Raw genomic sequence first — 25,162 nt, forward strand, 5'->3', positions numbered from 1 at the left:
AAGCTGAAAATTCAGCCTAAATCATAACTCAATAATATCAAAAATGGAATCTAAAAGCAAATTTTGCTTTAGCAAAATGTAACTCATGTTTAGACTTTTTTTGGGACATTTTCAATTTCGCTTGACATTTTCAAAAATCAAATCCATACAAAGTTGCAAAATAATCAGCCGCATTTTCAGCTCGACGAATCATGCGTGGGGTGCCATTTTCTTGCCATAAAATCTCAGCTGAACGCAATTTAGCATTGTATTGATAGCCCATGGAAAAGCCGTGTGCACCTGTATCGTGGATGATTAAGGTGTCTCCGACTTCAATCGGTGGCAACTTTCTTTGCTTGGCAAATTTATCATTATTTTCACACAAAGAACCAACAACGTCGTAACTCTCAGTTTCTGGCAGAATTTCTTTACCAGAGACGCTAATATGATGATAAGCATCGTAAATCGCAGGTCGCATCAAGTTGACAGCGCAGGCATCAACGCCGATATAGTCACGATAAGTCTGCTTTTTATGCAAAACTTTGGTAATAAGATGACCATGTGGTGCTAGCATAAAACGCCCAAGTTCCGTAAAAATTTTAATATGCCCTAAATTATTTGGTGTCAGTACTTTTTCATAGGCTTTTCTCACACCATCGCCAATTTTAAAGATGTCGTTTTCTGTCTGTTCTGGTTTGTAATTGACACCAATACCACCTGAAAGATTGATAAAATCTAACGCAACATCAGTTTCAGCAACAACTTCTACTGCCAATTCAAATAATGCTTTGGCAAGTGTCGGATAATAGTCATTAGTTACTGTATTTGAGGCTAAAAATGAATGAATGCCAAATTTTTTGACACCGAGCGCTTTCAAGTCTTTAAAGGCTTGAATCAGCTGCGATTTGGTCATGCCAAATTTCGATTCTTCAGGATTGTTCATGATGTCTGTTCCTAGCGTAAAAATACCACCAGGATTATATCGGCATGAGATAATTTCAGGAATTGTTGTCACATTTTTCAAAAATTCAACATGTTCGTAGGCATCAAGATTGAGTGTTGCCCCAAGTTTTCGAGCGTATTGAAATTCTTTAGCGGGGGTGTCATTTGATGAAAACATGATGTCCTCGCCTTTAAAGCCAAGTTTGTGAGACATGAGGAGTTCAATTTCTGAGGCACAATCGACACCGCAATTTTCTTCTTGTAAAATCTTCAAAATGGTGGGTGTCGGTGTTGCTTTGACAGCAAAATATTCCTTGAAACCAGGATTCCAACTGAAAGCTTGGTTGAGGGCGCGTGCTTTTTCACGAATGCCTTTTTCGTCGTAAAGATGAAAAGGTGTCGGAAATTCTGCTGTGATTTTTTCAAGTTGTTCTGCTGTGACAAAAGGGATTTTCATCTGATGATTCTCCTTACTATTTGAACTTCAAGCTAACTTTCTAGAAAAATAGACGATTTGTCCGCACAAGCTGCGCTTGTTTACGGCGAATCACTAATTTTCTACGAAAGTTTGCGACTCCGTCGCATCGCTTTCAGTATCATGTTATTTGAACTTCAAGCTAACTTTCTAGGAAAATAGATGTTTTGTCCGCACGAACGATGTTCGCTTACGGCTCATCCTAATTTTAGGCGAAAGCTTGCGTCTGTGATTACTTGATGCCTAGTGGTGCTTATTTTTCAGTATCATGAATTTTACATAATTAGAAATATGTAAAATTCATGCGTTTAAATAATCTTGCAAGTCTTTTAAAGCACGTTCAGCAATTGCTGTATAACGTGCTTTCTTATCACGAATGCGTTCGCCGTCAAGTGCTTTGATAATGCCAAAATTCACGTTCATCGGCTGAAAATTTTTACTACTTGCATGCGTGATATAGTAAGGCAGCGCACCGATTGCTGTGGTTTGAGGGAAGATAAGTGGTGCTTTTCCATGGTACAACCTAGCAGCGTTAATGCCCGCAACCAGACCAGAGGCAGCTGACTCGACATAGCCCTCAACACCAGTCATCTGACCGGCAAAAAAGATCTTATCCTGCTTTTTCGACTGAAAAGTTTGGCTCAAAAGTTGTGGCGAATCCATATAAGAATTGCGGTGCATCACACCATAGCGAACAAATTCCGCATTTTCAAGCCCTGGAATCATACGGAAAATGCGCTTTTGCTCGCCCCATTTGAGATGTGTCTGAAAACCGACGATATTATAGAGACTAGCCGCCGCATCGTCTTGACGGAGCTGAATCACGGCGTAAGGCACATTTGTCTCATAGGTCGTGCCATCTCGCTTGGTAACGGTATAGGTTTCATTTGGATTTTCAAGCCCGACAGGTTTCATCGGACCAAAGAGCATGGTCTTGAAACCGCGCGCCGCAATGACTTCTATCGGCATACAGCCCTCGAAATATTTCTCCTTTTCAAAAGCCTTAATCTCGGCGACTTCTGCCTTGACAAGCGCTTGCTGAAAATTTTGAAACTCTTCCTTGGTCATGGGTGCATTGAGATAAGCCGCCTCGCCCTTGTCATAGCGCGATTTGAGATAGACCTTACTCATGTCAATGCTTGCAACATCAACTATCGGCGCTGCCGCATCGTAAAAGTAAAAGCCGTTACCGCCGTTAAGCGTATGAATTTTTTGGGCTAATGTATCAGAAGTCAAGGGACCAGAGGCAATCACGGTAATCTCATCACTTGGAATTGCCGTGATTTCTTTGCGAATGACTTCTATCAATGGCTGATTGCTTATTTTAGAAGTGACAAGCGCAGAAAAGCCGGCACGATCGACTGCCAAAGCACCACCAGCAGGCACACGAGTTTCATCAGCCGAACGAATAATCACACTATCAAGTCGGCGCATTTCTTCTTTGAGTAAGCCAACAGCATTGGTCAATGAATCGCCACGTAGGGAATTTGAGCAGACTAATTCTGCGAAATCTGTTGTTTTATGTTGCGGTGTTGCCTTGACACCTCGCATTTCGTAGAGTTTAACAGGAATGCCACGCTTGGCGATTTGATAAGCTGCCTCTGACCCCGCAATTCCTGCACCAATGACATTGATATGATTTGACATGATTGATTTCCTTATTTTTATGTTAGACTTTATTATAGCATATTTGGGAGGTAAACATCAAAAAATGATTGTTTTACATAATTTAAATTATTCTGTTCTACTGCGTTTATGGCAATTAATAATTCCGGAATTTTAATGTTAAAATTGACGTTTGTTTACAGTTTATCTTTACTTGTTTTACATAATTTAAACTATGTAAAACAAGGAGACTGACCTCAAAAAAAGCCATTTATCAGTCATCCTTTTTCCAAATTATTACCTTAGTACCAACTTCAACTTGACTTGTAATCTTTATCTCAAAATCAAGTTTATCCAAAATATCTTTGACAAGATAAAGACCGAGACCCGTTGATTTCTGATTTTTACGACCATTATAGCCAGTGAAACCATGCTCAAAAAGGCGCGGAATATCTTCTGGCAAAATACCAATGCCCATATCAGAACTTGTGATATTTTTGTCGAAACTAATTATTAAACCACCTGTTTTTGTATATTTGACGGCATTGTTGATGATTTGTTCAAGCGCCATGGTTAGCCATTTTTTATCACTGGTGACTTCCCAACCGCCGACAATCGTAACCGACAGATTTTTCAAAATAGAAAGACTGGCATATTTTTTGACAAGGTCACGCGCAATGTCAGCAACATCAAATGTTTCAAAACGAAAATCAGTCGCTGTATTTTGCAAGCGCAAATAACTCAGCAAAATATTGAGATAGTTATCCAACTCTAGCAACTGATTTTGAACGTCGATTTTAGTCAAATGATCAGTTTGTGCCATCAAATCAAGTGCTGCTAGTGGCACTTTCATCTGATGTGTCCAAAGTTTAGTCAAATCAAGCAAATCCTTATCAAATTGTACGACTTCTCGATATTTTTGCTGACTAAGACAATCAAGTTGGGCAATAATTTCTTGATAATCTTGCTCAATTAGCCCGCCAGATAGAAAATTTGGCAGATTTTCAACGCTAATCTGTTGGAGAAAATGGTGTTGTCGAACAAATTTGGCAAAGGAAAGGGCAAAAAATAGATCAAAAATAAGCAAAGGCATTAGAAAAGCCGTCACAAATAGTTGCAAATCGAGTTTTTGCAAGACTAAAATCAACGCAATCAAGCCTTCTGACACAAAAAATGCCAGAATATCGCCGATTTTCTCTTGGCAAAAGGACTTAAAAAGTCGAAAATAAGCCGTCATTTGACCACATACCCCACACCTCTGACTGTATGAATCTTATCAAAATCAACTTGGAGCAGTTTCTTACGCAAGCGACTCATATTGACATTTAAAGTATTGTCATCAATAAAATCATCGCTTTCCCACAATTTTTTGAGCATATCGTGCTTGTCAACGATACTGCCAGACTGTTCAAGCAACAAAGTCATGATAACGCTCTCCGTTTTAGTCAAGCTAATGCTCACAAGACCATTTGAAAAATTGCCTTGTGTATCTAGCGTGAAATTGTCAAAACTTAACTTTTTTGCCTGTATTTGTGTGCGCCTTAAAAGCGCATTGATTTTGGCAATTAAAATCTCGATTGAAAACGGCTTACTGATAAAATCATCAGCACCCATATTCATCGCCATAACTGCAGTCATCTCATCAGTTGCACTGGAAATGAAAATAATCGGTAAATCACTATTTTTACGAATTTCGGTTGTCCAATAAAAACCATTAAAATAGGGCAAGGTAATATCCATTAACACCAAATCGGGTTGCGTGTCTGTGATTTCACTTGCGACAGCACGAAAATTACTAATAACAGTGACTTGAAATTCCTCCGTTAATTTATCACGTAATAACTTAACAATCGTTTCGTCATCTTCAACAATAAAAACTTTATTCTTCATACTTCTATTTTACCAAAAAAAGCACCGTTAGGCGCAATTAGATTGTCGATAACTCAATTCGCTCTGCTGGATTTATCTCCCCCCCCCTCACCGCTCAACAATTTGATAATAAACCCTTGATGTTTTGCGATAAATCAGATAATAAATAGCTGAGATAATCAAAATTGTGATGATACTCACGCTCGCAATCATTGTCATATCTGTGATTGAAAAGAGTTTGATGAGTTTAGAAATCATCACGAAAGCAGCCGAAAAATGAATCACACTGACCACGATTGGCATGAAAAAGACAATCAAAATTTGAGAATTAATCGACTTTTTGACTTCTTTTTTGGTCAAGCCAACTTCTTGCAAGATACGATAACTCCGCTTGTCCTCTGCGCCCTCTGAAATTTGTTTGTAATAAATAATCAGAGCAGCACCGAGAATAAAGGTCATGCCTAGGATAAAGCCGATGAACAGGAAACCGCCTGTAAAGGAAAGTGTGGCAGTCATGCTATCTTTCTCAGTTGAAACATGGAGATTACCATTAGTCGTATTAACCGCCATAAGTGTTGCTTGTTCGTCATCAGACAGCGTCATAAAAGTCCTTGTTTCAAAGGTTGTATAAAGATTTGAATAAAGACTATTGAGTTTAAGAAGAACCTCCTCGTCTTTTACAACTAGGACAAATGTGTCATAAGTGGCTAAAAAGAGCGGAAAATTATTAAGCATGACTGTTTTTGTGACCTCTAATTTTTCGCCGTACCAGTCAATCGTTTTGACGTCGCGCTTGCCCGTTTGATTACAAATCAGTACTTGATTCGCTTGAATTTCGGGTAAATCGTTCCCAATTTTAACCATATCATCACGTGTCACAAAACTAATTTCTGCAAAATCACTGCCACCTTTAGTTTTACTTGGAAATTTTGCCTCTTTAGTTTGATTAACATTGAAAACCTCTAAAGCCATAAAAGTTGAATAAGATTTAATTTTTGATGTTTTTATATCATTTTTTTCAACAAAATCAATTAGTATTTGCTCATTTTCGGCAATATTTGAACCGAACACAGTAATATTGCTATTTTGTGGAAATTGATCTTTGATAACTTTTTCGGTGCCAACATAAAGGGTAACAGATGTAGCAAGCATGACAAAAGTCATGGTCACAAGAATTGTGATATTGGCAAGACCAACGGCATTTGTCTTCATGCGATAAAGCATGCTGCTGGTCGTGATGAAATGCTCTGGCTTGTAGTAATAGGCTTTATTGGCTTTTTGGCGTTTCAAGATGAAAATCGTCACACCAAGATAAAGCAGGTAAGTCCCAATAATGACAAGGACAACAGCGATTGCAAATTTCATCAGTGCCTCTATCGGACTTTTGACACTCAGCGCCAGATAATAGGCAATGCCAATCATAGCAAGGCTGAGAATCGAAATAACCAATCGACCACGCGGTTCACGTTCGCCACGACCATTATCTTGCAAAAGACTAATCGCTGAATTGCGTCGAATGGTCAGAAAAGCGAAAAGCATGAGTAGACCGAAAATGAGGGCAAAAACCACAATTGTCAATAAAATTGCTTTGAGCGAAAGTTTGAGTGCAAAATAATCACTACCGATGAGATTGACAAAAATCAGATATAAAAACTGTGAGAAAATCACACCTAAAATCGTGCCGACTAACAATGTTGCAAGGAATGACAGCACTAATTCCCAGAATGAAATCGTCGCAATATTGCGTTTATTTAGTCCTAAAATATTGTAAAGACCAAATTCTTTCGTCCGTTGTTTGAGCAAAAAACGATAACTATAACTGACAATGATAATGGCAAAAAAGACAATGATGGCTAGACCTAAGAGCAACAAAAATCTGACGTATTCTGCGCCTTTAAGTTCGTCAACACTTGATGAAAAAGCAATTGTGGACAAAATCAAAGTCATCGCAAACATGACGGTGGCGGCAAGTAAAAAGGGAGCGAAAGTCGCTAGAGATTTCCGAATATTTTGATAAGCAAGTTTGAGATAAAACATCATTGCCCTCCTAACAGACTTGTCATGGCAGTTGTGATGTCACGGTTAAAGTCGCTTGTCGTCTTGCCCGCACGGTAAAGTTGATGAAAAATTTTACCGTCTTTGATGAAAAGCACACGGTTGGCATGGCTGGCAGCAAGACTTGAATGCGTTACCATGAGAATCGTTTGCCCTTCAGCATTGATTTTTTCAAATAAAACCAATAAATTGTCTGAATTTTTGGAGTCAAGCGCCGCAGTCGGCTCATCTGCCAAAATTAATTTGGGATTGGTAATCAAGGCACGCGCAATCGCAACACGCTGTTTTTGCCCACCAGACAGCTCAAACGGTTGTTTATCAAGTAAATCTGCGATATGCAGTTTTGGCGCTAAAAGCGCCAATCGTTCCGCCATTTCGGCATATTTATGGCGACCAAGGACAAGTGGCAAGAAGATATTGTCACGAACACTGAGCGTATCAAGCAAATTAAAATCTTGAAAGACAAAGCCCAGATGGTCACGGCGAAATTCAGCGAGCTGTTGTTCTTTAATCGTGCTGATTTTCTTGCCCTCTAATATCACATCGCCAGAACTTGATTTTTCTAGCGTTGCCAAGATATTAAGCAAAGTTGTCTTACCACTCCCACTTTCGCCCATGATTGCGATAAACTCGCCCTTTTCTGCTGTAAAATTCACATCGCGCAAGGCTTGCGTTTTTTCCTTTGAAAAGCGCGTTTGGAAAGTTTTTTCTAAATGATTGACTTGTAAAAACATTAGTTGAGCTCCTTTATAATTTCTGCGTTTATTTCTGACTTTTTAACTTTTTTATAACTCATCACACCTTTGGTTTTATTGACAGTTAATGCCAGATAAGCCCCTTTTCTAAAGTTATAATTAGCTGTAAAAGTAAGTGTTTTCCGCTTACTTTTTTGATTTACGGCTGACATTTTTTATAACGATAGTTCGTGTAAACTCTCCCACTATCAGCCTTACTTTGAGTACCGTCCACGACGATTTTCACATAATAAGTCTCACCGCCGTAACTTTTTTGATGCATCGCATAAGCGCACCAATAATGACTAGCACCACGACTATTATGCTAATTATACTCGATTCGATAAAAAAGCGCAACGTATGATATACTGTAAGTATGACCTATGATAAAACAATCTAAAAGAGAATTTTGGCTTATGCCGATAGTGAGGCTATTGAAGATGTTCTTTATTTTTAACGAATTGAGTATAATTTCTCCATTTCTTAGGTTTTGCATGTGTTTGCAATTCCTTTTATTTGATACTTTTATTATCGCACAAAAAAGACCTGCGATTCTTACAGGTCTGGGTTGTTTTCTTACAGAAATGTAAGAATGAACATGGCTTGTAGTTTAATTCGTTAATAATATCTGATATGACTTCTATATCACCATTTTTTAAACGTTCATCAAAATTATTATCTATTATTTTTTGAGCAATCTCTTGTAGTGCATTCTTTTCTTGTTGTTTATTAAAATTGGTTGAATACATGGTATCAATCATTCTCATTTTCATAACCATAATGTCTTTCTCATTCTCTAAGTTATTAACCATAAAATAGAACACAAAAATAACTCAAGGCTTATCTCGCCCAACAAAACGCCCCTTACCAAGCAGAAAATCAATGGCTCGCACAATATTTCTGTCAACCGTTTCTTCCGACTTCAATCTCGCAATATAACGAACAATTTCATGCTGCCTTGACGGCGATAACCTGTCAAAAACTTGCTGAGCTTGCGGTGTTTCAGCTAATGCCAAACGTAATTTTTCAGGCATCGCAAATTTGCGTGAAACAGGATCAAAAGCAATCGTGACCGTACAACTCTCGCCAATTCGTTCTGGGGATTTTTTCAGCATGGTCATATTCACATAAAAACGCCAAGCACCCGAGTATTTGACCAAAGTTTGCTTGTAAGCCTTGCCGTTTATCTCGCCCTTGACTTGAATCGGACCAGTCGATTTTTTAGCATCAGCAAAAATCGCTCGCAAAATGGCAACAGGAACTGTCAGATAAGGATTAGCGCCGATAATTTTCAACTCGTCGGTAAATTCATAGCTTTTTTGCATTTTTCTCCAGTCACATCTTATAAACTCGATACTGCCCTAAATTCTTAACCGTCACGCCCAATCTTTCAAGCGCATTGACCAAATACTGATAATCGCCCGAATACTTGGCATCAATCAAGAAAAAATACTCCCCCAAGAAAGTTTTCAAAGGTCGCGACTCGATTTTGGTCAAATCAACCCCAAAATCTGCAAAAATCTTCAAAGCCTTATACAGCGCACCTGGGAGATTATCAGGTAAAGTTAGCGCCAAAGTCATTTTTTCCGTTTCAATCGGCAATGGAATCTGAGGTTTGACATCGCCCAAAAGCCAGAAACGCGTAAAATTCTCATCAATCTCTTGAATATCACGCGCAATAATTGTCAAGCCGTATTCAGTTGCACTTGCACTAGGAGCAATCGCTGCAAAATTTTGAGCTGAGTTTTGCGCGATAAACTGCGCCGCATATGCTGTGCTATCCGTACTTTCGATTGTCGCATTCGGAAAATGTTGCTGCAAATATTTGAGTGACTGCGCAATTGCTTGCGGATGTGAAAAAATCTTGTCAATCGGCTTGTCAGCAGAAGTCGCCATTAACTGCTGCTTGATAGGTTGTACGATTTCCGCCTGCGCACAAATATTTTCCGCCTGCAAAAAGAGATAATCAACCGTCTGGTGTACGCTCCCCTCTATCGAATTTTCGACAGGAACAATGGCGAAATCAACCAAACCTTGTTCATAATTTCTGATTACCTCAGTAATCGTATCAAAAGCGACCAATTCATCGGAAACGTTCGGAAATGCCGCTTGTGCGACCGCATAAGTAAAGGACGCTTTCGGTCCCAAAAAACCAATTTTCATGTTTGAATTTCCTTTACTATTTCGCATGGCGATTTGCCTGTTACCGTGATGATTTTACTAGCGATTTCTTCGTAAAATGCAACTCTTTTGTCAAATATTAGCTGTAAATCAGCGCGTGAATTATTTTCAAAAATCGGTCGAACATTTTGTCTATCCGCCGAAATTCGCCGATAAAGTTCAGAAAAATCAGCCTTGAGATAAATCACTTCAGCAGTTGATTCATGCAAAATCCGCCGATTTTCAGCAGCAACCACGACACCGCCACCAGTCGCAATCACACGCCCAGAAGTCGTCAATTCTTGCAAAACTTGCGATTCAATTTCTCGAAAACGCCTCTCACCAAACTGCGCAAAAAAATCAGCAATCGGCATGCCAATTTTGTCAACAATCACCGTATCCATATCCACAAAATCAGCTGAAAGCAAGCTTGCAATCGTTGATTTTCCCGAACCCATAAAGCCTATTAGAAAAGTTGTCATGATTCTCGTTTCATTTATTTCAGAAAAAACAGTGTCTAAAATCGCAAAATTACCCCGAAAGAAACTTTATTTTTTCTTCTTCTTACCCTTTTTCATCTTCTTCTGCGCGCGTTTCATAGCAGCATTCATGGCAAGTTTGCCAACTTTCCCCTTGACACCGCCACCAAACATAGCGCTCATATCGGGCATGCCCCCAGCCATATCGCCTAGCGCACTCATATCAGGCATACCACCCAGCATATTTGGCATTTTTCCCCCCATGCCACCTAGCATAGACGCCATATCGCCGTTCATCAGACCATTCATCATCTTCTTAGATTCGTTAAATTGTTTAATTAATTTATTAACTTCAATGAAAGTATTCCCCGAACCAGCAGCAATGCGACGACGACGACTAGGGTTGATAATATCGGGATTAGCACGCTCCTCGGGTGTCATTGACAGCACCATTGCGCGTTTTCTGGCAATATCTTTCTCGTCCACCTTAACATTTGCCATACCTGGCATTTCCGACATACCAGGAATCATTTTCATGATTTCGTCCAATGGTCCCATAGATTGTACTTGGTCGAGTTGCTCAATGAAATCGTTGAAATCAAAGGTATTTTCCCGCATTTTCTCAGCGAGTTTGAGCGATTCAGCCTCATCATACTGACTCTGCGCCTTTTCAATCAGCGTGAGCATATCCCCCATGCCAAGAATCCGCGAACTCATACGATCAGGATAGAAAACTTCCAAATCGGTCAATTTTTCACCCGTCCCAACAAATTTAATCGGCTTACCAGTGATTTCACGAATTGACAAAGCCGCCCCACCACGTGTATCGCCGTCAAGTTTTGTAATGATAACACCAGTAACATCTAATGTTTCATTAAACTTCTTGGCAACATCAGCCGCAACTTGCCCCGTCATCGCATCAACAACGAGCAAAATCTCCGTCGGTTGCGCAAGCGCCTTGATTTGAACCAGCTCATCCATGAGTTTTTCATCAATCTCAAGCCGCCCCGCCGTATCAATCAGCACATAATCGTTGCGCTTTTCAGCCGCAAGCGCAAGCCCATGGCGCACAATCTCAACAGGCGCAACAGTCGTCCCCTCCTCAAAAACAGGCACATCCACTTGACTTCCCACCGTTTTCAGCTGTTCAATGGCAGCAGGACGGTAGACATCAGCAGCAATCATGAGAGGACGAGCATTTTCAGTCTCTTTCAACCGTTTTGCCAGTTTCCCCGCAAAAGTCGTCTTACCAGCCCCTTGGAGACCCGCCATCATGATAATTGTCGGAATTTTCGGAGATTTATCAAGCTCAGACTCGCCACCACCAAGAATTGCCGTCAACTCCTCATCAACGATTTTAATCACTTGTTGCGCAGGTTGCAACGCCTCAGAAACCTCCACACCAATTGCCCGCGTGCGAATATTTCGGATAAATTTCTTGACCACAGGCAAAGCCACGTCAGCCTCCAAAAGCGCAACGCGAATTTCCTTTGTGATTTCAAGCACATCATTTTCAGTGATTTTCTTCTTGCCACGCAAGTTTTTGAATACGCCTTGTAGGCGTTCTGTTAGGTTTTCAAATGCCATTTTTTTTATTTTATCTGAATTTTATAAATTCAGATTCTCCTTATCATTTTTATGTTAACCAATTACTTCCACCCATTCTAAGGACTTAAGTACTTCGATCAGATCTTTTTGTCTTTCTGAATATTTAGCCAAAACATTCACTATAAATAAATCAGAACCTAGAGAATCGGGGAAATCCCCTTTATTTATACTATCTGCAACTTTTTTATTCTTATAATAAACATTCAACAAATATAATGCCGCCATACTCTGTAACAAATTTTTCACATTTCCAAAATATTTCAGATGACGTGAATAATCATGTTTTAAGCCATTGTAAGCATTGTTCCAAGAATGAATCTCTTTTTTATCATCTTCCAGCCAAACATCGCGGGGTTTGCCTTTTTTCTCAAAAATTTTATTTCCATTTTTAAAACGATGTTTTTTTTCATCTTTTTTAAACGGGAAAATCTGTTGATTCTCCGAAAAGTACATATTTTGTGCCGCAATTTGAACAACTTTTTCCTCTAATTTCCATTCCTTGATAAATTTATCAATACACTGCAGAAAATCGTTATTGTCTTTTTTGAACTCCTCTTTATACAATTCCTTTGAAACACTTTCAATATATGTACCACAACGTAAAATCAATTCAGCGATTTTATTTGAATAAGTATTAAGTTGTTTGTCAGAAAAATGAATCGCATAAGTAAGATTCAAAACTTCCTTTTCAAGATTTTTATAAACAGGCCAAAATAAATTTAGTTTCATAGGGCTTACTCATTCTCCAAACTCTGCAAAATCAAAATCTGCTCAACCAGATAAGAATCAGTCGCATATTTCGTCAAAATATCGCCAAAAATTTGCTCGCGCACGATGTAGTCCGAGTACATATGGAGCTTGGTTTCATAGCTTTCAAGCACTTTTTCCGTCCGCTTGATATTGTCATAAACAGCTTGACGCGACACATGATACGCCTCAGCAATCTCCGCCAACGAGTAATCGTCCGCATAATAAAGCTCGATATAATTCATCTGCTTTTCCGTCAACAATGTGGCGTAAAATTCAAACAGGGCATTCATTCGATTCGTTTTTTCGATTTCCATAGTTTCTATTATACCAAAAAATAGGCGCTATCATGTAAATGTTGTAAAGGAAAGTTTTTCATATAAAATGCCGTTTTATTAGTTTTTATGGTGTCACATTTTCTCACTATCCTCCCCCAACTTCTCATACAAAACATCAATCTCATCTTTCCCGATATTATTCTCAGGAATAATATCAATCCAGCGTTTTTCCGTTCGTTCATCTGGTAAACCAAGAACACCTTGGAAATGAAATTCTAGCAAGTCTTTTTTGTCTGCAATATCTTGATGCGTTTCATCAAAATTGCTGGTATGGGTTTTGGACGTTAGCAAATATTCTCGATAAAAGTTAAAAGCAATCGTGACAATGCCGACAATACCGACGGTTATCACTGTGGACGTCAGAAAGTTTTCAAAAAGTTTGGGGACTTCCTTGTAATATAAACTGGGTTTGTGTTTGCCTGTCAGATAAAAAATCATTTCTCTTGCGATAATGACAATTGGTGCGAGAGTCACGATCCAGACGATTAGCGTGCCTGCGATTTGCTTGACACGAAACATGATAATTCCGGGCGTTAGTTTGCCTTTTTTATCAAAAAAGAGGTCAAATATGACTTTTTTATTCATTTCAGCGTCGCTGAGAATGGGTTCTTTGACCTCTTTAGCAGTTGTCATCACTTTGTTTGTGGTCTGGTTACCATTTTCAGCTGGCTCATGATCCGCATCACGAACTGGCGAGACCCATGTGCCACCGCCGTCAGAAAACATGCTTTTAAAGGCGCGCGGAATGGCAGCTATCAGTGTAATCGGGGAAATCAGCCAGTAAAGCCAAGTATACCACCCCGCAAAGAAAATATAACGATAGGTTGAGCGGTCGCTGTCATTGAAAACGAGGGAAGTCGTCAGCTGAATAATGCCGACAACGAACTCAAAAGCGATAAAAATCAGATTAATCATGATAAAGATAAAAAGCGCATTGTACTGCTGATGTACTGCCTCCCAGACAATCAAACCGACTGTAAAAAGCGAGGAAATCGCCCAGAAAATCGCCCACATGATACTGACAAAACTATCCATGAGTAAAACGAGTTGCGGAAAAGTTCGCAAGGGATTGAAAATCACGCGAATGGCATTATCAAGAAAGACTTCAAAACCGCCTTGCGCCCAACGCCGACGTTGTTTGTAAAGTGTTTTGATGTCCTCTGGCACTTGCATATAACACCGAGCATTTGGCGCATACTGAATCCGCCAGCCACCTAACTGCAAACGCCACGAGACCGCAATATCTTCGGTAATTTTGCGCTGATCATAAAAGCCAACATCAATCAGCGCCGATTTGCGATACATGACACAAACGCCAGAAACCGTGAAAAGTCTACCAATCATGGACTGCGCACGTTTGGTTAGACCGATAATTGAGTTGTATTCAACAAATTGGAGTTTGCCAAGTAAGCTCGACCGATTGCGCGGTGTTGGATTGCCAGTAACTGCTCCCACTTCTGCAGCATTTGAAAATAAGGAATCGACCAAGAACCAAGCCAACATTTTCTTGACAGATTCGCCTGTCACAAAACTATCCGCATCAATACAAAGGAGAAATTCCCCCTTGGCATGCAAGGCAGCTTGCGTTAAGGCATGTGCCTTGCCCGCATTTTTTTCAACATTGATGACCCGCAGTTTTTGGGAATGTTGCAACTCAGCACGAAGAATCTCATTGGTTGTATCAGTTGACCCGTCAGAAATGGCTAAAATCTCATAATTATCATAATCAATCTGCTGGGTCAAATAATACAAGGTATTTTGCAAAACCACTTCTTCGTTGTGACACGGGAGCATAATCGTCACAAAAGGCTGTTTTTTGGGCGTTATGTCCTCTGGAAAATCTGGAAAACGTCCTTTTGATAGAAAATGGTAAAAAGCACCTGCGACAATCCAAAAAATCCCGCCAACAATCGGGTAAAAAACGAAAATAAATAGGACAATGATCATCCACCAGTTAAGGCTTAGTAAGTGATCAATCAATAGTCTGACCTCCTTTGTGGGCGCAAGCTTGGACTTCTAATTCATAGATTGTCGGCTCATTTTGAAATTTATTTTGATAATGGTCAGCCTGTGTTGCTAGGTCATTTTCAAAAAGAGAGACTGCCATTTTGATACTATACGCCTGTCCGCTATCAAAATAGCGGAGAATCATGCGGATATTTTGGATATTAAAATACTTGCTCGGCACATCACTTTGCGTGAAAATCGGATTTTGGATAATTTGTTGACTTTCGCCAAGCAAATCATTTTTCTGCGTTTGGCTAGCTACCTCAGCTTTATCTGCCATCGTTTTGAAAATGGTTTTAAGAAAGCCACGCGTCATGAGAAATTTGACGAAAAGATAAAAAACGCCTGTTCCAATGACAAAAATTACGATTGTAAATTTCAGAATATTCTGAATACCACTTGATGAGGCAGCTAATAGATTCATCGCAAAGGCGACACTAATTGCAACAAACAAGGCTAACATCACAGCGATAATGAGTGCAATTTGCCTTGTTTTCATCTCTGATTTCTTTTTGACATCTGAGATAAGATTTTGTCTGGCGTGTCTGAGCTGTTCTAATCTTTGGAGCTGTGACAACATCTGATTTAATTTATCTTTTTCTGCTGATTTGAGGTCATTAGCGCCCATTACCGCTACCTCCAGCAGCACGGACTAATTCAGCGAAAATACTAAACCAACCACTTGGATTTTTATAACCATGCTCAAAATATTGATCCGAAAATTCCAAATCAAAAATCGTCAAATCTTGCTCAATTGCAACTGACATGACATCAACAAAAGCTGCAACATCAAGGGTGGAAATGACTTGAAGACCTAGGACTTTCCCAGTTTCTTTTGCGTAGTTCAACCACATACTTGTGAAATTTTTGCCATCAAGTGTCGGATTAGTGTAGCTGACTTGCTGACTTTTCAAGCCATTTTGCTCAGCTTGTGCATTTGTCAAACCAGTCACAGCAACAGTCAAATCGGTAAAATTCAGCTTATAAGTGCCTTGATGTGTGTTTAAATGCGCATTTTCGCCCAAAATCGCCATAGCCGCAAGCTCACCCTCACGAATCGCGTCAGCCGCATGCGCCGAATACACAGAATCTTGCGCATTTTCAGGCACATACTCAGCACAATCTCCCACCGCATAAACATTGTTTAGGCTTGTCATCATCTGAGCATTTGTCAAAATGGCACCGTGCTTGCCCAAAGTCAGCTGGTCATTGACGAAAAAAGTAGACGGTCGCAAACCAGTTGCGATGATAATACCGCAAGCCTTGAGGACAGTCTCGTCATCAAGTGTTGCCTTAATGTTTTTTTCGCGCAAAATACCAGAAGTTACGCTTTCATAGCTAGTGACCAAGCGATTAAACTGAATTTGAATCCCACGTTTTTGGAAAATATCAGCTAATTTTTCAGCCGCAGCCGTATCTAAACAGCTAGGAATCAGCTGTTTTTGATCATGCACAATCGTTACTTCCAGACCACGATTGTGCATCAGATTCGCCAATTCACACCCAACAACACCACCGCCAACAATTATCAGCGAATCATGCGTGTTAGAAAAATGGTCCAGCTTTTCAATATCTTCAAAAGTCTGAAAACTGAAAACACCCGAAACACTCTTTTCATCACTATCAATCGGTGGTAAAACTGGATAAGCACCTGTTGCAATGACTAATTTATCATAAGCAAAATTAGCAGTCTCATCATCAGCTAAATTTCGATAACTCAAAGTCTGTGTCTCAAAATCAACACTTTCAACCAAGGCTTGCATCTTGACTTCAATCTTTTTAGCAAGTAATTCATCAACTGTCGCATAATTAACATTATTAGCAATTTTAGCGCCTAAAAGCTGAAAAGAAATAGCTTGAGAGCGAAAAGTAATCTCAGGTTTTAGCTCAAATAAAGTTAGCAACATCTCGGGATTGTGTGCTTTTAAGCGAAAGGCACAGGAAATTCCCGCATGACTAGCGCCAATAATCGCCACTTTTTGCGCGCGATTCCCTTGAACCGCAATTCTAATCGGTTCAAGCGTATCAAAATCGACATAGTCTCTTTTTTGACCATAAGTGTCCAAGAAAAGTTGGCGCTCTGGTGTTTTTTTAATCGCCTTATATGCCGCAAGCATAATCGTTACTTCTGTCTTATGGCGCAAAGTCAGCTTAGCAGGATCAAATGCACCACGCAAATGGAAAAATTTGACCTGCGGAAAATTATCTTGTGTCGCTGTCCGCACATAACCGTCATAATTTGTCGTTGCTGGATCCGTCTGACCAACAGTTACAATGATAATTTTTTTCGCAATAAAATGAGGCGTTGCAAGCACAGTCGCTACACCTAAAATTCCTTCAGTATAAAGACCACCAAAATGGACAATTGTGTCAAAAGGTTGCAAATTGACCGTTTCATTATCTTTTATCTCAAAACTATCACAAGCAAGAATTTCCGCCATTTTTTTGGCATAACGCTCACTTGCACCATAATAACTAGCATAGGTAACGATTGTTTTTGTCGCCATTTTTATTTCCTCATTATCAAAAAAACGTCTTAGAAAGTCAAAGACGTTATATTCGTTTAATCATAAAAAGATAACGTAAACTTTTTATGGTTAAACGAATGCGTATGTGATTTATTTCACAATTGGCACAACAGGTGCCATCCAACCATCAGTCGTTGTACCATCGGGATTGACCACAGCAAGAATCTGACTATCGTCAATTTTTTCTTTATTCATCGTTGCCTCACGAGCTGCCACACGACTGGTCGCCTCAACAAAAGTCAATTTAGTATCAGGATTTGTTTGCCAATTTTCTTTCATCGTTGGTGCCTCTTTGGTTGACGGCGCATAATAAACCTCAAAAGTATAACTTTGTAAGCCATTTTCACCACGACCATTTTGTTCCTCGTCCCACAATTTTTTAAGGATTTTAGCATTTGCTGTGTCCGATTTGACAACTTTTTTAACTTGATTGAGCACGCTCAAATTTACCAACAGCAAGACAATCAGCAAAATAAAAGCTGCTGAAATCAGTCCCTTGTTACGATATGCTTGTTTTTGTTCAGTATTATCTTTAGCCATTTTTCATGTCTCCAAATTCGTTTTTATTCTTATATCTACCTCTATTTTACCATATTTTGTTATAATTGAGTTATGAAAACAATTTTAATTGCTGATGACGATGTTGCGATTTTGGCGCTGCTCGCCTATACTTTTGAATCTGCCGATTTTAGCGTGTCGCTTGTTGAAAATGGTAAACAGGCTTTAGAGTTAGCAACAAAGCAAGGCTTTGATTTGATTTTGCTAGATATGATGATGCCTGAGCTGTCAGGGCTTGCTGTCACTAAAAAATTACGTGAAACTGGCAATTTCACGCCCATTATCATCCTAACGGCGCGTGATGATGATGAACTGAAAATCACAGGAATTAACTCTGGCGTTGATGATTATTTGGATAAGACGACGCCTCAGCGGGAGATTGTGGCGCGTGCCAATGCGCTAATTCGCCGAAATCAGACTTATCAGAAATCTGAGTGCGCCGATTTTGGTAGCCTTAAAATTGATCTAAATCAAAAAATGGTCAGTTTAGCTGACGAGCAACTTTCGCTCTCAAAACGTGAGTTCAATCTGCTGATTTTTCTGGTCAAAAATCGGGACAAAATCGTCAGTCGTGAGGCAATTTTGACTGAGTTTTGGGGTCAAACACAGGACTATGAAACACGTGTGGTTGACGTTACAGTGAGTAATCTGCGTAAGAAACTTCACAATCAATTTATTACAACAAAACGAGGATTCGGGTATCAGTTCAATGAAAATTATACCAAAACAAATTAAAAAGAAAAAGAAGCGCACTAAACTCGCTAAAGCACTACTTTTTACAGGCTTTTATTTTTTGGCAACAACTATTGTTGTGGTTCTGCTCAATACACATCAAATGACTGTCGATACTGACAATCTAGTGGCGCATGCCTATACTATTTCCGACGTTTTAGAGAAAACACCTAACACTCATTTTGATGAAACAATCAAAATTTTACCCCTAACCCATCAGAATAAAGCCATTAAAAATATTGAAAATGGCGCTACTTTTTCGCGAACTTTAAGTCAAAATACGCTAAAAGTTACCATTCCAAATTATAAAAAGGCAATTTTACAAAATTATATTCAAGTCACTGCCAAACGCTCATCTACTCTCTTTGAAACAATTCTGATTATCATTTTTACGATCGGTATTTATCTGATTTGGGCTGTCCAATTCATCATACGCACCCAAAATCAAAGACACTTTGAAACTGATACCATTGCCAAAATTAAAAATATCCGTCGTAGTCCCTTAACTCAAAGCTATCTTATCTCAGAAAATGATAATAAAATAACAACAGAGTTGAATCTTCTAGGTGACTTTATCCAAAATCAAGCACAAAGTCAGACACCTACTAAACAAAATCTTTATGAATTTATCGACTATTTTGAATTTCCGATTTTTATTTATGACCTAAAAGGCACGATTCGTAGTACTAATGCTAGCTTTAAAAACGAGTTTTCGGATACAAAAACTCTTGATATTTTTAGTCCTTACAGCGATGTTCTCCAATTTCTCGTCAATAAAATGTTGCAACCAACGCGTCAAGAACGTACTTTTCACTTCGAGAAACTCAATGCTTACTACGTTGTTGACGTGTTACCGCTCTCAACTCTCAATAGTTTGCTTATGGTTACGATGATTGACGTGACCGCCTATAAGGCAACCCTACGTGCCCACAATGACTTTATCGCCAATATCTCCCATGATTTCAAAACACCGCTTACTGCTATTAGTGGCTTTGCTGATATTTTAGCGCATGACAATGGTCAACTAACACCCAAAAAAAGACAAGGCTTTGCCCAACATATTGCCAAAGAAAGTAAACGCTTGACCAATCTAGTCGCAGATACGCTAGAAATAACCCGCCAAACAACAAATATCAAGAAAACAAAAGTCAATCTAACACAAATGACGCAGGATATACTTAAAAATTATGAATTAGCCATCTCTAAAAAATCCCTTCAAATCAGCACACACTTAGAAAACGTGACTATCAAGTCTAATGAAAAACATCTCTATGCTATTTTAAAAAATTTAATAGAAAATGCAATAAATTACACACCAAACACTGGTCATATTATCATTTCGATTGCCAAAACAACAGATAAAATAACATTTACCGTCTCAGATAATGGTCCTGGGCTTTCAGAAATCGAAAAAACACGTATTTTTGAACGTTTTTACCGCTCTGACACCTCCCGAAATTCCGATGGAACTGGTCTTGGACTTACCATTGTCAAGAAAAATCTTGCTGAACTTGGTGGGACGATTGAGGTTCAAAGTGTGATGGGGAAAGGAACTACTTTTACTGTGAGATTTTGAAATTGTGTTGTGTTATAATAAATGTATTTATTATGTAGCACTTTTCTTTCCAATTAACATAATAAATGCAAAATATCATGTTATAATGAAGAAAAATAAACTTTATTTCCATAATTCAAAAACAGTTTACATAATTTTAATTATGTAAACTGTTTTTATTAAGCAATCTCAACCTTATAAATCCACCCCTCAGGTGCGACAATATCCCCTTTTTGAATGCCAACAAGTTCATCATAAAGTTGTCGCGTGATTGGACCAACTTCATTTTCACTATAAAAGATATGAAAATCATCGCCATTTTGAATCCCACCGATTGGTGAAATAACTGCCGCTGTACCACAAGCACCAGCCTCAGCAAAACGGTCAAGGTCATCTATGAAAACCTCCCCTTCTGTCGCTTTGAGTCCCAAACGATTCTCAGCTAGATAAAGCAAGGAATATTTGGTAATTGACGGTAAAATAGACGGACTAAGCGGTGTGACAAATTCATTATCTTTGGTAATGCCAAAGAAATTGGCTGAACCCACTTCTTCAATTTTAGTATGTGTTGCGGGATCTAGGTAAATGACATCAGAATAGCCAGATTCGTGAGCATTAAAACCTGGCAAAAGACTTGCTGCATAGTTACCACCAACCTTGGCAGCACCTGTCCCATGTGGTGCTGCGCGATCGAAATCACGTGAAACGATGAAATTCGTCGGTGCTAAACCGCCTTTAAAATAATTCCCAACAGGCATGGAAAAAATCGTGAAAATATACTCTTGCGCTGGCTGTACACCGATAATATCGCCAACACCAATCAAGAGCGGGCGCAAATACAAGCTACCACCGCTTTCGTAAGGTGGCACATACGCATGATTCGCCTTAACCACAGCTTTTACCGCATTGATAAACATATCTGTCGGGACTTGTGGCATAAGCAGCCGATCAGCCGTCTTTTGCAAGCGTTCGGCATTCTTATCAGGACGAAAAAGTTGAATGTCACCAGACTTAGTTTTATAAGCTTTCAAACCCTCAAAAGCCTGTTGCCCATAATGCAAAGCTGGAGATGACTCTGAGATATGTAAAGTAGCATCCTCAGTCAGTGTTCCTGCCTCCCATTTCCCATCCTTGAAATGCGCGATATAGCGATATGGCAACCTCATGTAGTTAAAGCCAAGATTATCCCAGTCGATGTTTACAGTCATTGAAAATTCCTCGTTATCTGACAGGCAAAATCACCCATCTTTTCTAAAAATTTGATATACTTATTTTAGCCCATTTTGGGTGTTTTTGCAAGAAGAATTACAAATTTTCTGAAAATTATTTGATTTGGAGAAGAAATTACCTTGAAATTTTTACATCTTGAAACCTTTTTTGAGACAACTTTAGAAAAATTTGTCCAGCTTTTGCTTGCGACAGTGTTATTTTATATTTTCTATCGCTTGCTCAAGTTGATTATCAAACGGCTTTTTGACAAGTATAGCCAGACCAACATTGCTGATAGTGCGCGGGTGCTAACGCTTTCGCGCTTGATTCAGTCGACTTTTCAGTACTTGACCATTTTCCTCTATATTTACACCGTACTTGGTATTTTTGGTCTGCCTGTTGGCAGTCTCCTTGCGGGAGCAGGAATTATTGGTGTGGCGCTCGGTTTCGCTGGTCGCGATTTGATGAGTGATGTGATCAACGGCTTTTTCATCATTGTCGAGCATCAAGTCAATGTTGGCGATATTGTCAGCTTTAAAAACCTCGATATTTCGGGAACAGTCAAGACGATTGGCATCCGTTCCATGACTTTGACCGGTTCTAACGGCGCACTGATTTTCATTCCCAACCGCCATATTACAGCACTCGCCAACCTCTCTCGAACCCAAACGAGCCTTTTTCTTGATGTACCGATTACTTATGTGGCAAATGTCTCTGAACTCAAAAATCGGCTATTAAAAGTAAACGAAAGTTATCCGAACGCTGACTTTATAGGGGTAATTACCGACCAAGATAAAGTTTACTTGCGAACAAAACTAACAGGGAATTATTCTGACATTTCTAGTCAAAAAGCAACTATTTTAAGTCAATATTATGAAAAAAATGGTTAAATTTACATATTTAAAATTATGTAAATTTAACCATTGATTTAATCGGCTCAAAGGACTTGCGATGAATAGGTGTATAGCCTAATTTTTCAAGTCCTTCTAAATGTTTTTTCGTCCCGTATCCTGCGTTATGTGCCAAATCATAGCCTGGATATTCTTTATCAAAATCAGCCATCATACGATCTCGCGTGACCTTGGCAACAATAGACGCCGCTGCAATTGACATTGACTTGGCATCGCCTTTAATCAGCGAAGTCTGCGGTATATCACTCTCAAGTTTCATGGCATCAATCAACAAATGCTCTGGTCGAATCGCCAATTTCTCAATCGCCTGTAACATGGCGATTTTTGTTGCCTCGTAAATATTAACTTGATCAATGACGTGATTGTCAACGATACCAATGCCAACTGCAAGTGCTTTTGACATAACTTGATTGTAAATTGTTTCATGCTGTGCTTTAGGAATCTGTTTGCTGTCATTTAAGCCTGTTATTTTACAGTTTTCTGGTAAGATGACGGCTGCTGTAACGACCGGACCTGCTAATGGGCCACGACCAACTTCGTCAATTCCAGCAATTAACATAATTTTATTTATGTAAAGTTGTCGTTCGTAAGTTAATAAATGCTCTAGTCGAGCATTTTCTTTGAGTTCAGCTTGAATCTCTTTTTTGCGCTTGAGGATTAATTTTTGCACCCCTTGACGTGAATCTTGCGACCACTCTTCAAATATAGGGCTTGCCAAACTCTCAGCTGACTGCAAAATAGTCGCTATTTCTTTAATTGTCGCCATTTTCATCATCCTCTAAATCTGCCAGACGGTCTAAGGTGTACGTGCCTAGCTTGCCATCACGGACATCCTTGACAAAAAGATCGTAAAAGCGATCGTAATCATCTCTAAAGCCCATTTTTTTCGTCAAAAAGACAATCAAATCAACCGCCGAAAGCGCCAGTTGTGCCTCAGAAAGTTTGTAACGTGCTTGCAATTCTGACGGATAATTTTTCTTGAAAAAAGTCAAACCAAAAATCGTAATTTCATCCTTGGGAATCAAATCATCTTTGATAGCCCCTGTTAGCGCCAATTTAAGCGCCACCGTCTGATCTTCAAATTTTGGCCAAAGAATGCCAGGGGTGTCGAGAATTTCCAATTCTTCATTGGTTTTAAGCCACTGCTGCCCTTTTGTGACACCAGGTTTATTGCCTGTAATCGCAATTTTTTTACCAGCTAAACGATTCATCAAGGTTGATTTACCAACATTTGGAATGCCGATAATCATCGTCCGAATCGCTTTATTTTGAATACCACGCTCACTAGCACGTTGCAACTGCTCAGCTAAAACTGCCTTGGCAGCCTTGGTCAATTTTTTAACCGTTTGCTGCTCCTTAGCATTGATTTTAATCGCTAAAATGCCTTGTGATTGAAAATAATGCACCCATTTTTGACTCTCTAACTCATCGCCCAAGTCTTTCTTATTGATGATGATAAGACGTGGTTTAGTGCCGATTATCTTATCTAGCATAGGATTGCGACTTGATAAAGGCAATCTCGCATCAACTAATTCCATGATAATATCAACATGTTTGAGATTTTCTTGCACCTGCCTGCGTGCTTTGGACATGTGTCCAGGAAACCATTGGATTAGTACCATTTTTTTGTAACTCCTTTTGTATTAAGGCTTATTAAACTTTGGATATGTGCTATTTTTCATTTTTTGTGGATAAAATTTTGAAAAACATAGGTAAACTCTAACTCACTGAAATAATCATTCAATAGAATAACATTACAAGTAAATTACTTATGGAGCTCTAAAAATAATTATTCCGTCCACCAAAGCCTAATCAAAGCTTGCGTGCCCGCATCATGATAGCCTTGATTTGCCACTTTTTCATACAAGTCAAGTGCTAATTGAGTTGCTGGCAATTCTAAGGACATCTTGGCAGATTCATCCAAGGCAATTTTCAAATCCTTGATAAAATGCTTGACAAAAAAGCCAGGTGAGTAATCTGCTTTGAGAATACGTGGCCCATAATTAACCAGTGACCACGTATTTGCCCCACCAGCTGATAAAGTGTCAATCACGGCATCAAGTTCTAGTCCAGCTGCTTTGGCATAGACCAAAAGTTCTGAGAGTGCTGTCATTGTTCCCGCAATCCCGATTTGATTCGCCATTTTAACATGTTGTCCGCTGCCAGCTGCGCCGAAATATTGGGCTTTTTTGGCAATTTTGCTGAAAATTTCTGAAACTTGTTCAAATGCTAGCTTGTCGCCACCCGCCATGACAGTCAAAGTGCGATTTTTAGCGCCAATATCGCCACCGCTGACTGGTGCATCAAGTGTTAAAACGCCAAGTTCAGCTGATTTTTCAGCGATTTTCTTGGCTAATGTCGGTGTTGAGGTTGTCATATCGACAACAATTTTCCCTGCTGAAATGCCTGAAAATATGCCATTTTCTGCATCAAAATAGACTTCTTCTACATCTGTTGGATAGCCGACCATGGTAATGACAAGGTCGCTAACTTCAGCTACTTGACGTGGCGTTGGCGCGTAGTTAGCACCATTTTCAACCAAATCGTCTGCTTTTGAGGCTGTGCGGTTGAAAACAGTGAGGTCGTAGCCGTCCACCTGTAAATTCGCCGCAATCGCCTGTCCCATAACGCCGAGACCGATAAAACCGATTTTTTTAATTTTAGTCATGAC

26 protein-coding genes are annotated in these 25,162 nt (G+C 39.4%); 3 read left to right on the forward strand and 23 right to left on the reverse strand.

What is annotated here, in order from left to right; translation table 11 throughout:
- Nucleotides 1-130: 130 nt before the first annotated feature.
- The 19 genes from Hs30E_RS02595 to Hs30E_RS02680 all read right to left on the reverse strand — a co-directional run bounded on the left by Hs30E_RS02595 (nt 131) and on the right by Hs30E_RS02680 (nt 18,066).
- Nucleotides 131-1,378 (reverse strand): diaminopimelate decarboxylase, encoded by a 1,248-nt coding sequence (locus Hs30E_RS02595; RefSeq protein ID WP_172207726.1) that lies wholly within the window; start codon nt 1,376-1,378, stop codon nt 131-133.
- Between the two features lie 318 nt (nt 1,379-1,696).
- Nucleotides 1,697-3,046, reverse strand: coding sequence for a methylenetetrahydrofolate--tRNA-(uracil(54)-C(5))-methyltransferase (FADH(2)-oxidizing) TrmFO (trmFO, locus tag Hs30E_RS02600; protein WP_172207785.1), 1,350 nt, complete (start codon nt 3,044-3,046; stop codon nt 1,697-1,699).
- A gap of 229 nt (nt 3,047-3,275) precedes the next feature.
- Complete coding sequence (locus Hs30E_RS02605; protein ID WP_172207728.1) at nt 3,276-4,238, reverse strand: sensor histidine kinase; 963 nt, start codon at nt 4,236-4,238, stop codon at nt 3,276-3,278.
- Nucleotides 4,235-4,891, reverse strand: a complete 657-nt coding sequence (locus Hs30E_RS02610; RefSeq protein WP_172207729.1) for a response regulator transcription factor — start codon at nt 4,889-4,891, stop codon at nt 4,235-4,237. Before Hs30E_RS02610 ends, Hs30E_RS02605 begins: the two co-directional genes overlap by 4 nt.
- Nucleotides 4,892-4,978: 87 nt before the next feature.
- Complete coding sequence (locus tag Hs30E_RS02615; protein ID WP_172207731.1) at nt 4,979-6,907, reverse strand: FtsX-like permease family protein; 1,929 nt, start codon at nt 6,905-6,907, stop codon at nt 4,979-4,981.
- Nucleotides 6,907-7,659, reverse strand: coding sequence for an ABC transporter ATP-binding protein (locus Hs30E_RS02620; protein WP_172207732.1), 753 nt, complete (start codon nt 7,657-7,659; stop codon nt 6,907-6,909). The genes Hs30E_RS02615 and Hs30E_RS02620 overlap by 1 nt, the downstream gene beginning before the upstream one ends.
- Nucleotides 7,659-7,832: a YxeA family protein gene (locus Hs30E_RS11490; protein ID WP_172207734.1), complete on the reverse strand. Its 174-nt coding sequence runs from the start codon at nt 7,830-7,832 to the stop codon at nt 7,659-7,661. Before Hs30E_RS11490 ends, Hs30E_RS02620 begins: the two co-directional genes overlap by 1 nt.
- Nucleotides 7,820-7,942, reverse strand: a complete 123-nt coding sequence (locus Hs30E_RS11085; RefSeq protein ID WP_228461975.1) for a YxeA family protein — start codon at nt 7,940-7,942, stop codon at nt 7,820-7,822. Before Hs30E_RS11085 ends, Hs30E_RS11490 begins: the two co-directional genes overlap by 13 nt.
- Nucleotides 7,943-8,171: 229 nt before the next feature.
- Nucleotides 8,172-8,471, reverse strand: a complete 300-nt coding sequence (locus tag Hs30E_RS02630; RefSeq protein WP_489752587.1) for a hypothetical protein — start codon at nt 8,469-8,471, stop codon at nt 8,172-8,174.
- Nucleotides 8,472-8,492: 21 nt separating this feature from the next.
- Nucleotides 8,493-8,984: a YdeI/OmpD-associated family protein gene (locus tag Hs30E_RS02635; protein WP_172207737.1), complete on the reverse strand. Its 492-nt coding sequence runs from the start codon at nt 8,982-8,984 to the stop codon at nt 8,493-8,495.
- A 10-nt stretch (nt 8,985-8,994) separates the two neighbouring features.
- Nucleotides 8,995-9,822, reverse strand: coding sequence for a prephenate dehydratase (gene pheA, locus Hs30E_RS02640; protein WP_172207738.1), 828 nt, complete (start codon nt 9,820-9,822; stop codon nt 8,995-8,997).
- Complete coding sequence (locus Hs30E_RS02645) at nt 9,819-10,301, reverse strand: shikimate kinase (RefSeq protein ID WP_172207740.1); 483 nt, start codon at nt 10,299-10,301, stop codon at nt 9,819-9,821. The genes pheA and Hs30E_RS02645 overlap by 4 nt, the downstream gene beginning before the upstream one ends.
- Nucleotides 10,302-10,367: 66 nt before the next feature.
- A complete protein-coding gene (ffh, locus tag Hs30E_RS02650; protein ID WP_172207741.1) occupies nt 10,368-11,885 on the reverse strand; it encodes a signal recognition particle protein in 1,518 nt (505 codons plus the stop codon).
- 54 nt (nt 11,886-11,939) lie between these two features.
- Nucleotides 11,940-12,635 (reverse strand): hypothetical protein, encoded by a 696-nt coding sequence (locus Hs30E_RS02655; protein ID WP_172207743.1) that lies wholly within the window; start codon nt 12,633-12,635, stop codon nt 11,940-11,942.
- A 5-nt stretch (nt 12,636-12,640) separates the two neighbouring features.
- On the reverse strand, nt 12,641-12,970 hold the full coding sequence (locus Hs30E_RS02660; protein WP_172207745.1) for a putative DNA-binding protein: 330 nt from the start codon (nt 12,968-12,970) through the stop codon (nt 12,641-12,643).
- Nucleotides 12,971-13,063: 93 nt separating this feature from the next.
- Nucleotides 13,064-14,971, reverse strand: a complete 1,908-nt coding sequence (locus Hs30E_RS02665) for a glycosyltransferase family 2 protein (RefSeq protein WP_172207746.1) — start codon at nt 14,969-14,971, stop codon at nt 13,064-13,066.
- Entirely contained in the window at nt 14,964-15,626 is a 663-nt protein-coding gene (locus Hs30E_RS02670; RefSeq protein WP_172207748.1) for a hypothetical protein, read from the reverse strand. The genes Hs30E_RS02665 and Hs30E_RS02670 overlap by 8 nt, the downstream gene beginning before the upstream one ends.
- Nucleotides 15,616-17,505 carry an FAD-dependent oxidoreductase gene (locus Hs30E_RS02675; RefSeq protein ID WP_172207750.1) on the reverse strand — a complete coding sequence of 630 codons (1,890 nt, stop codon included), beginning with the start codon at nt 17,503-17,505 and terminating at the stop codon, nt 15,616-15,618. Before Hs30E_RS02675 ends, Hs30E_RS02670 begins: the two co-directional genes overlap by 11 nt.
- Nucleotides 17,506-17,616: 111 nt before the next feature.
- Nucleotides 17,617-18,066 (reverse strand): hypothetical protein, encoded by a 450-nt coding sequence (locus Hs30E_RS02680; protein WP_172207751.1) that lies wholly within the window; start codon nt 18,064-18,066, stop codon nt 17,617-17,619.
- Between the two features lie 72 nt (nt 18,067-18,138).
- Here Hs30E_RS02680 and Hs30E_RS02685 point away from each other — a divergent pair, with 72 nt between their 5' ends.
- The gene (locus Hs30E_RS02685) at nt 18,139-18,819 is read left to right on the forward strand and encodes a response regulator transcription factor (protein ID WP_172207753.1); all 681 of its coding nucleotides are present in this window, start codon (nt 18,139-18,141) and stop codon (nt 18,817-18,819) included.
- Entirely contained in the window at nt 18,794-20,392 is a 1,599-nt protein-coding gene (locus tag Hs30E_RS02690; RefSeq protein WP_172207754.1) for a sensor histidine kinase, read from the forward strand. The genes Hs30E_RS02685 and Hs30E_RS02690 overlap by 26 nt, the downstream gene beginning before the upstream one ends.
- A gap of 158 nt (nt 20,393-20,550) precedes the next feature.
- Here Hs30E_RS02690 and Hs30E_RS02695 read toward each other — a convergent pair whose 3' ends face one another.
- Nucleotides 20,551-21,603 carry a branched-chain amino acid aminotransferase gene (locus Hs30E_RS02695; protein WP_308780706.1) on the reverse strand — a complete coding sequence of 351 codons (1,053 nt, stop codon included), beginning with the start codon at nt 21,601-21,603 and terminating at the stop codon, nt 20,551-20,553.
- A gap of 117 nt (nt 21,604-21,720) precedes the next feature.
- Between Hs30E_RS02695 and Hs30E_RS02700 the strand changes: the two genes are divergently transcribed.
- Nucleotides 21,721-22,470: a mechanosensitive ion channel family protein gene (locus Hs30E_RS02700; RefSeq protein WP_172207758.1), complete on the forward strand. Its 750-nt coding sequence runs from the start codon at nt 21,721-21,723 to the stop codon at nt 22,468-22,470.
- Between the two features lie 16 nt (nt 22,471-22,486).
- Here the strand turns inward: Hs30E_RS02700 and rnhB are convergent, their stop codons facing one another.
- The 3 genes from rnhB to Hs30E_RS02715 form a co-directional block, all read right to left on the reverse strand.
- Nucleotides 22,487-23,257: a ribonuclease HII gene (gene rnhB / locus Hs30E_RS02705; protein WP_172207759.1), complete on the reverse strand. Its 771-nt coding sequence runs from the start codon at nt 23,255-23,257 to the stop codon at nt 22,487-22,489.
- Nucleotides 23,244-24,113 carry a ribosome biogenesis GTPase YlqF gene (gene ylqF, locus Hs30E_RS02710; protein ID WP_172207760.1) on the reverse strand — a complete coding sequence of 290 codons (870 nt, stop codon included), beginning with the start codon at nt 24,111-24,113 and terminating at the stop codon, nt 23,244-23,246. Before ylqF ends, rnhB begins: the two co-directional genes overlap by 14 nt.
- 167 nt (nt 24,114-24,280) lie before the next feature.
- Nucleotides 24,281-25,150, reverse strand: coding sequence for an NAD(P)-dependent oxidoreductase (locus tag Hs30E_RS02715; protein ID WP_172207787.1), 870 nt, complete (start codon nt 25,148-25,150; stop codon nt 24,281-24,283).
- Nucleotides 25,151-25,162 lie beyond the last annotated feature (12 nt).

This window comes from Pseudolactococcus hodotermopsidis (genome assembly GCF_011170085.1).
Classification (GTDB): domain Bacteria; phylum Bacillota; class Bacilli; order Lactobacillales; family Streptococcaceae; genus Pseudolactococcus; species Pseudolactococcus hodotermopsidis.

Coding starts and splice junctions, on each gene's coding strand:
- Hs30E_RS02615 (WP_172207731.1), bottom strand. CDS start 6,907: ATGTTTTATCTCAAACTTGCTTATCAAAATATTCGGAAATCTCTAGCG.
- Hs30E_RS02645 (WP_172207740.1), bottom strand. CDS start 10,301: ATGACAACTTTTCTAATAGGCTTTATGGGTTCGGGAAAATCAACGATT.
- pheA (WP_172207738.1), bottom strand. CDS start 9,822: ATGAAAATTGGTTTTTTGGGACCGAAAGCGTCCTTTACTTATGCGGTC.
- Hs30E_RS02635 (WP_172207737.1), bottom strand. CDS start 8,984: ATGCAAAAAAGCTATGAATTTACCGACGAGTTGAAAATTATCGGCGCT.
- Hs30E_RS02660 (WP_172207745.1), bottom strand. CDS start 12,970: ATGGAAATCGAAAAAACGAATCGAATGAATGCCCTGTTTGAATTTTAC.
- rnhB (WP_172207759.1), bottom strand. CDS start 23,257: ATGGCGACAATTAAAGAAATAGCGACTATTTTGCAGTCAGCTGAGAGT.
- Hs30E_RS02655 (WP_172207743.1), bottom strand. CDS start 12,635: ATGAAACTAAATTTATTTTGGCCTGTTTATAAAAATCTTGAAAAGGAA.
- Hs30E_RS02630 (WP_489752587.1), bottom strand. CDS start 8,471: ATGGTTAATAACTTAGAGAATGAGAAAGACATTATGGTTATGAAAATG.
- Hs30E_RS11085 (WP_228461975.1), bottom strand. CDS start 7,942: ATGCATCAAAAAAGTTACGGCGGTGAGACTTATTATGTGAAAATCGTC.
- ylqF (WP_172207760.1), bottom strand. CDS start 24,113: ATGGTACTAATCCAATGGTTTCCTGGACACATGTCCAAAGCACGCAGG.
- ffh (WP_172207741.1), bottom strand. CDS start 11,885: ATGGCATTTGAAAACCTAACAGAACGCCTACAAGGCGTATTCAAAAAC.
- Hs30E_RS02690 (WP_172207754.1), top strand. CDS start 18,794: ATGAAAATTATACCAAAACAAATTAAAAAGAAAAAGAAGCGCACTAAA.
- Hs30E_RS02605 (WP_172207728.1), bottom strand. CDS start 4,238: ATGACGGCTTATTTTCGACTTTTTAAGTCCTTTTGCCAAGAGAAAATC.
- Hs30E_RS02620 (WP_172207732.1), bottom strand. CDS start 7,659: ATGTTTTTACAAGTCAATCATTTAGAAAAAACTTTCCAAACGCGCTTT.
- Hs30E_RS02610 (WP_172207729.1), bottom strand. CDS start 4,891: ATGAAGAATAAAGTTTTTATTGTTGAAGATGACGAAACGATTGTTAAG.
- Hs30E_RS02595 (WP_172207726.1), bottom strand. CDS start 1,378: ATGAAAATCCCTTTTGTCACAGCAGAACAACTTGAAAAAATCACAGCA.
- Hs30E_RS02685 (WP_172207753.1), top strand. CDS start 18,139: ATGAAAACAATTTTAATTGCTGATGACGATGTTGCGATTTTGGCGCTG.
- Hs30E_RS02680 (WP_172207751.1), bottom strand. CDS start 18,066: ATGGCTAAAGATAATACTGAACAAAAACAAGCATATCGTAACAAGGGA.
- Hs30E_RS11490 (WP_172207734.1), bottom strand. CDS start 7,832: ATGTCAGCCGTAAATCAAAAAAGTAAGCGGAAAACACTTACTTTTACA.
- Hs30E_RS02670 (WP_172207748.1), bottom strand. CDS start 15,626: ATGGGCGCTAATGACCTCAAATCAGCAGAAAAAGATAAATTAAATCAG.
- Hs30E_RS02675 (WP_172207750.1), bottom strand. CDS start 17,505: ATGGCGACAAAAACAATCGTTACCTATGCTAGTTATTATGGTGCAAGT.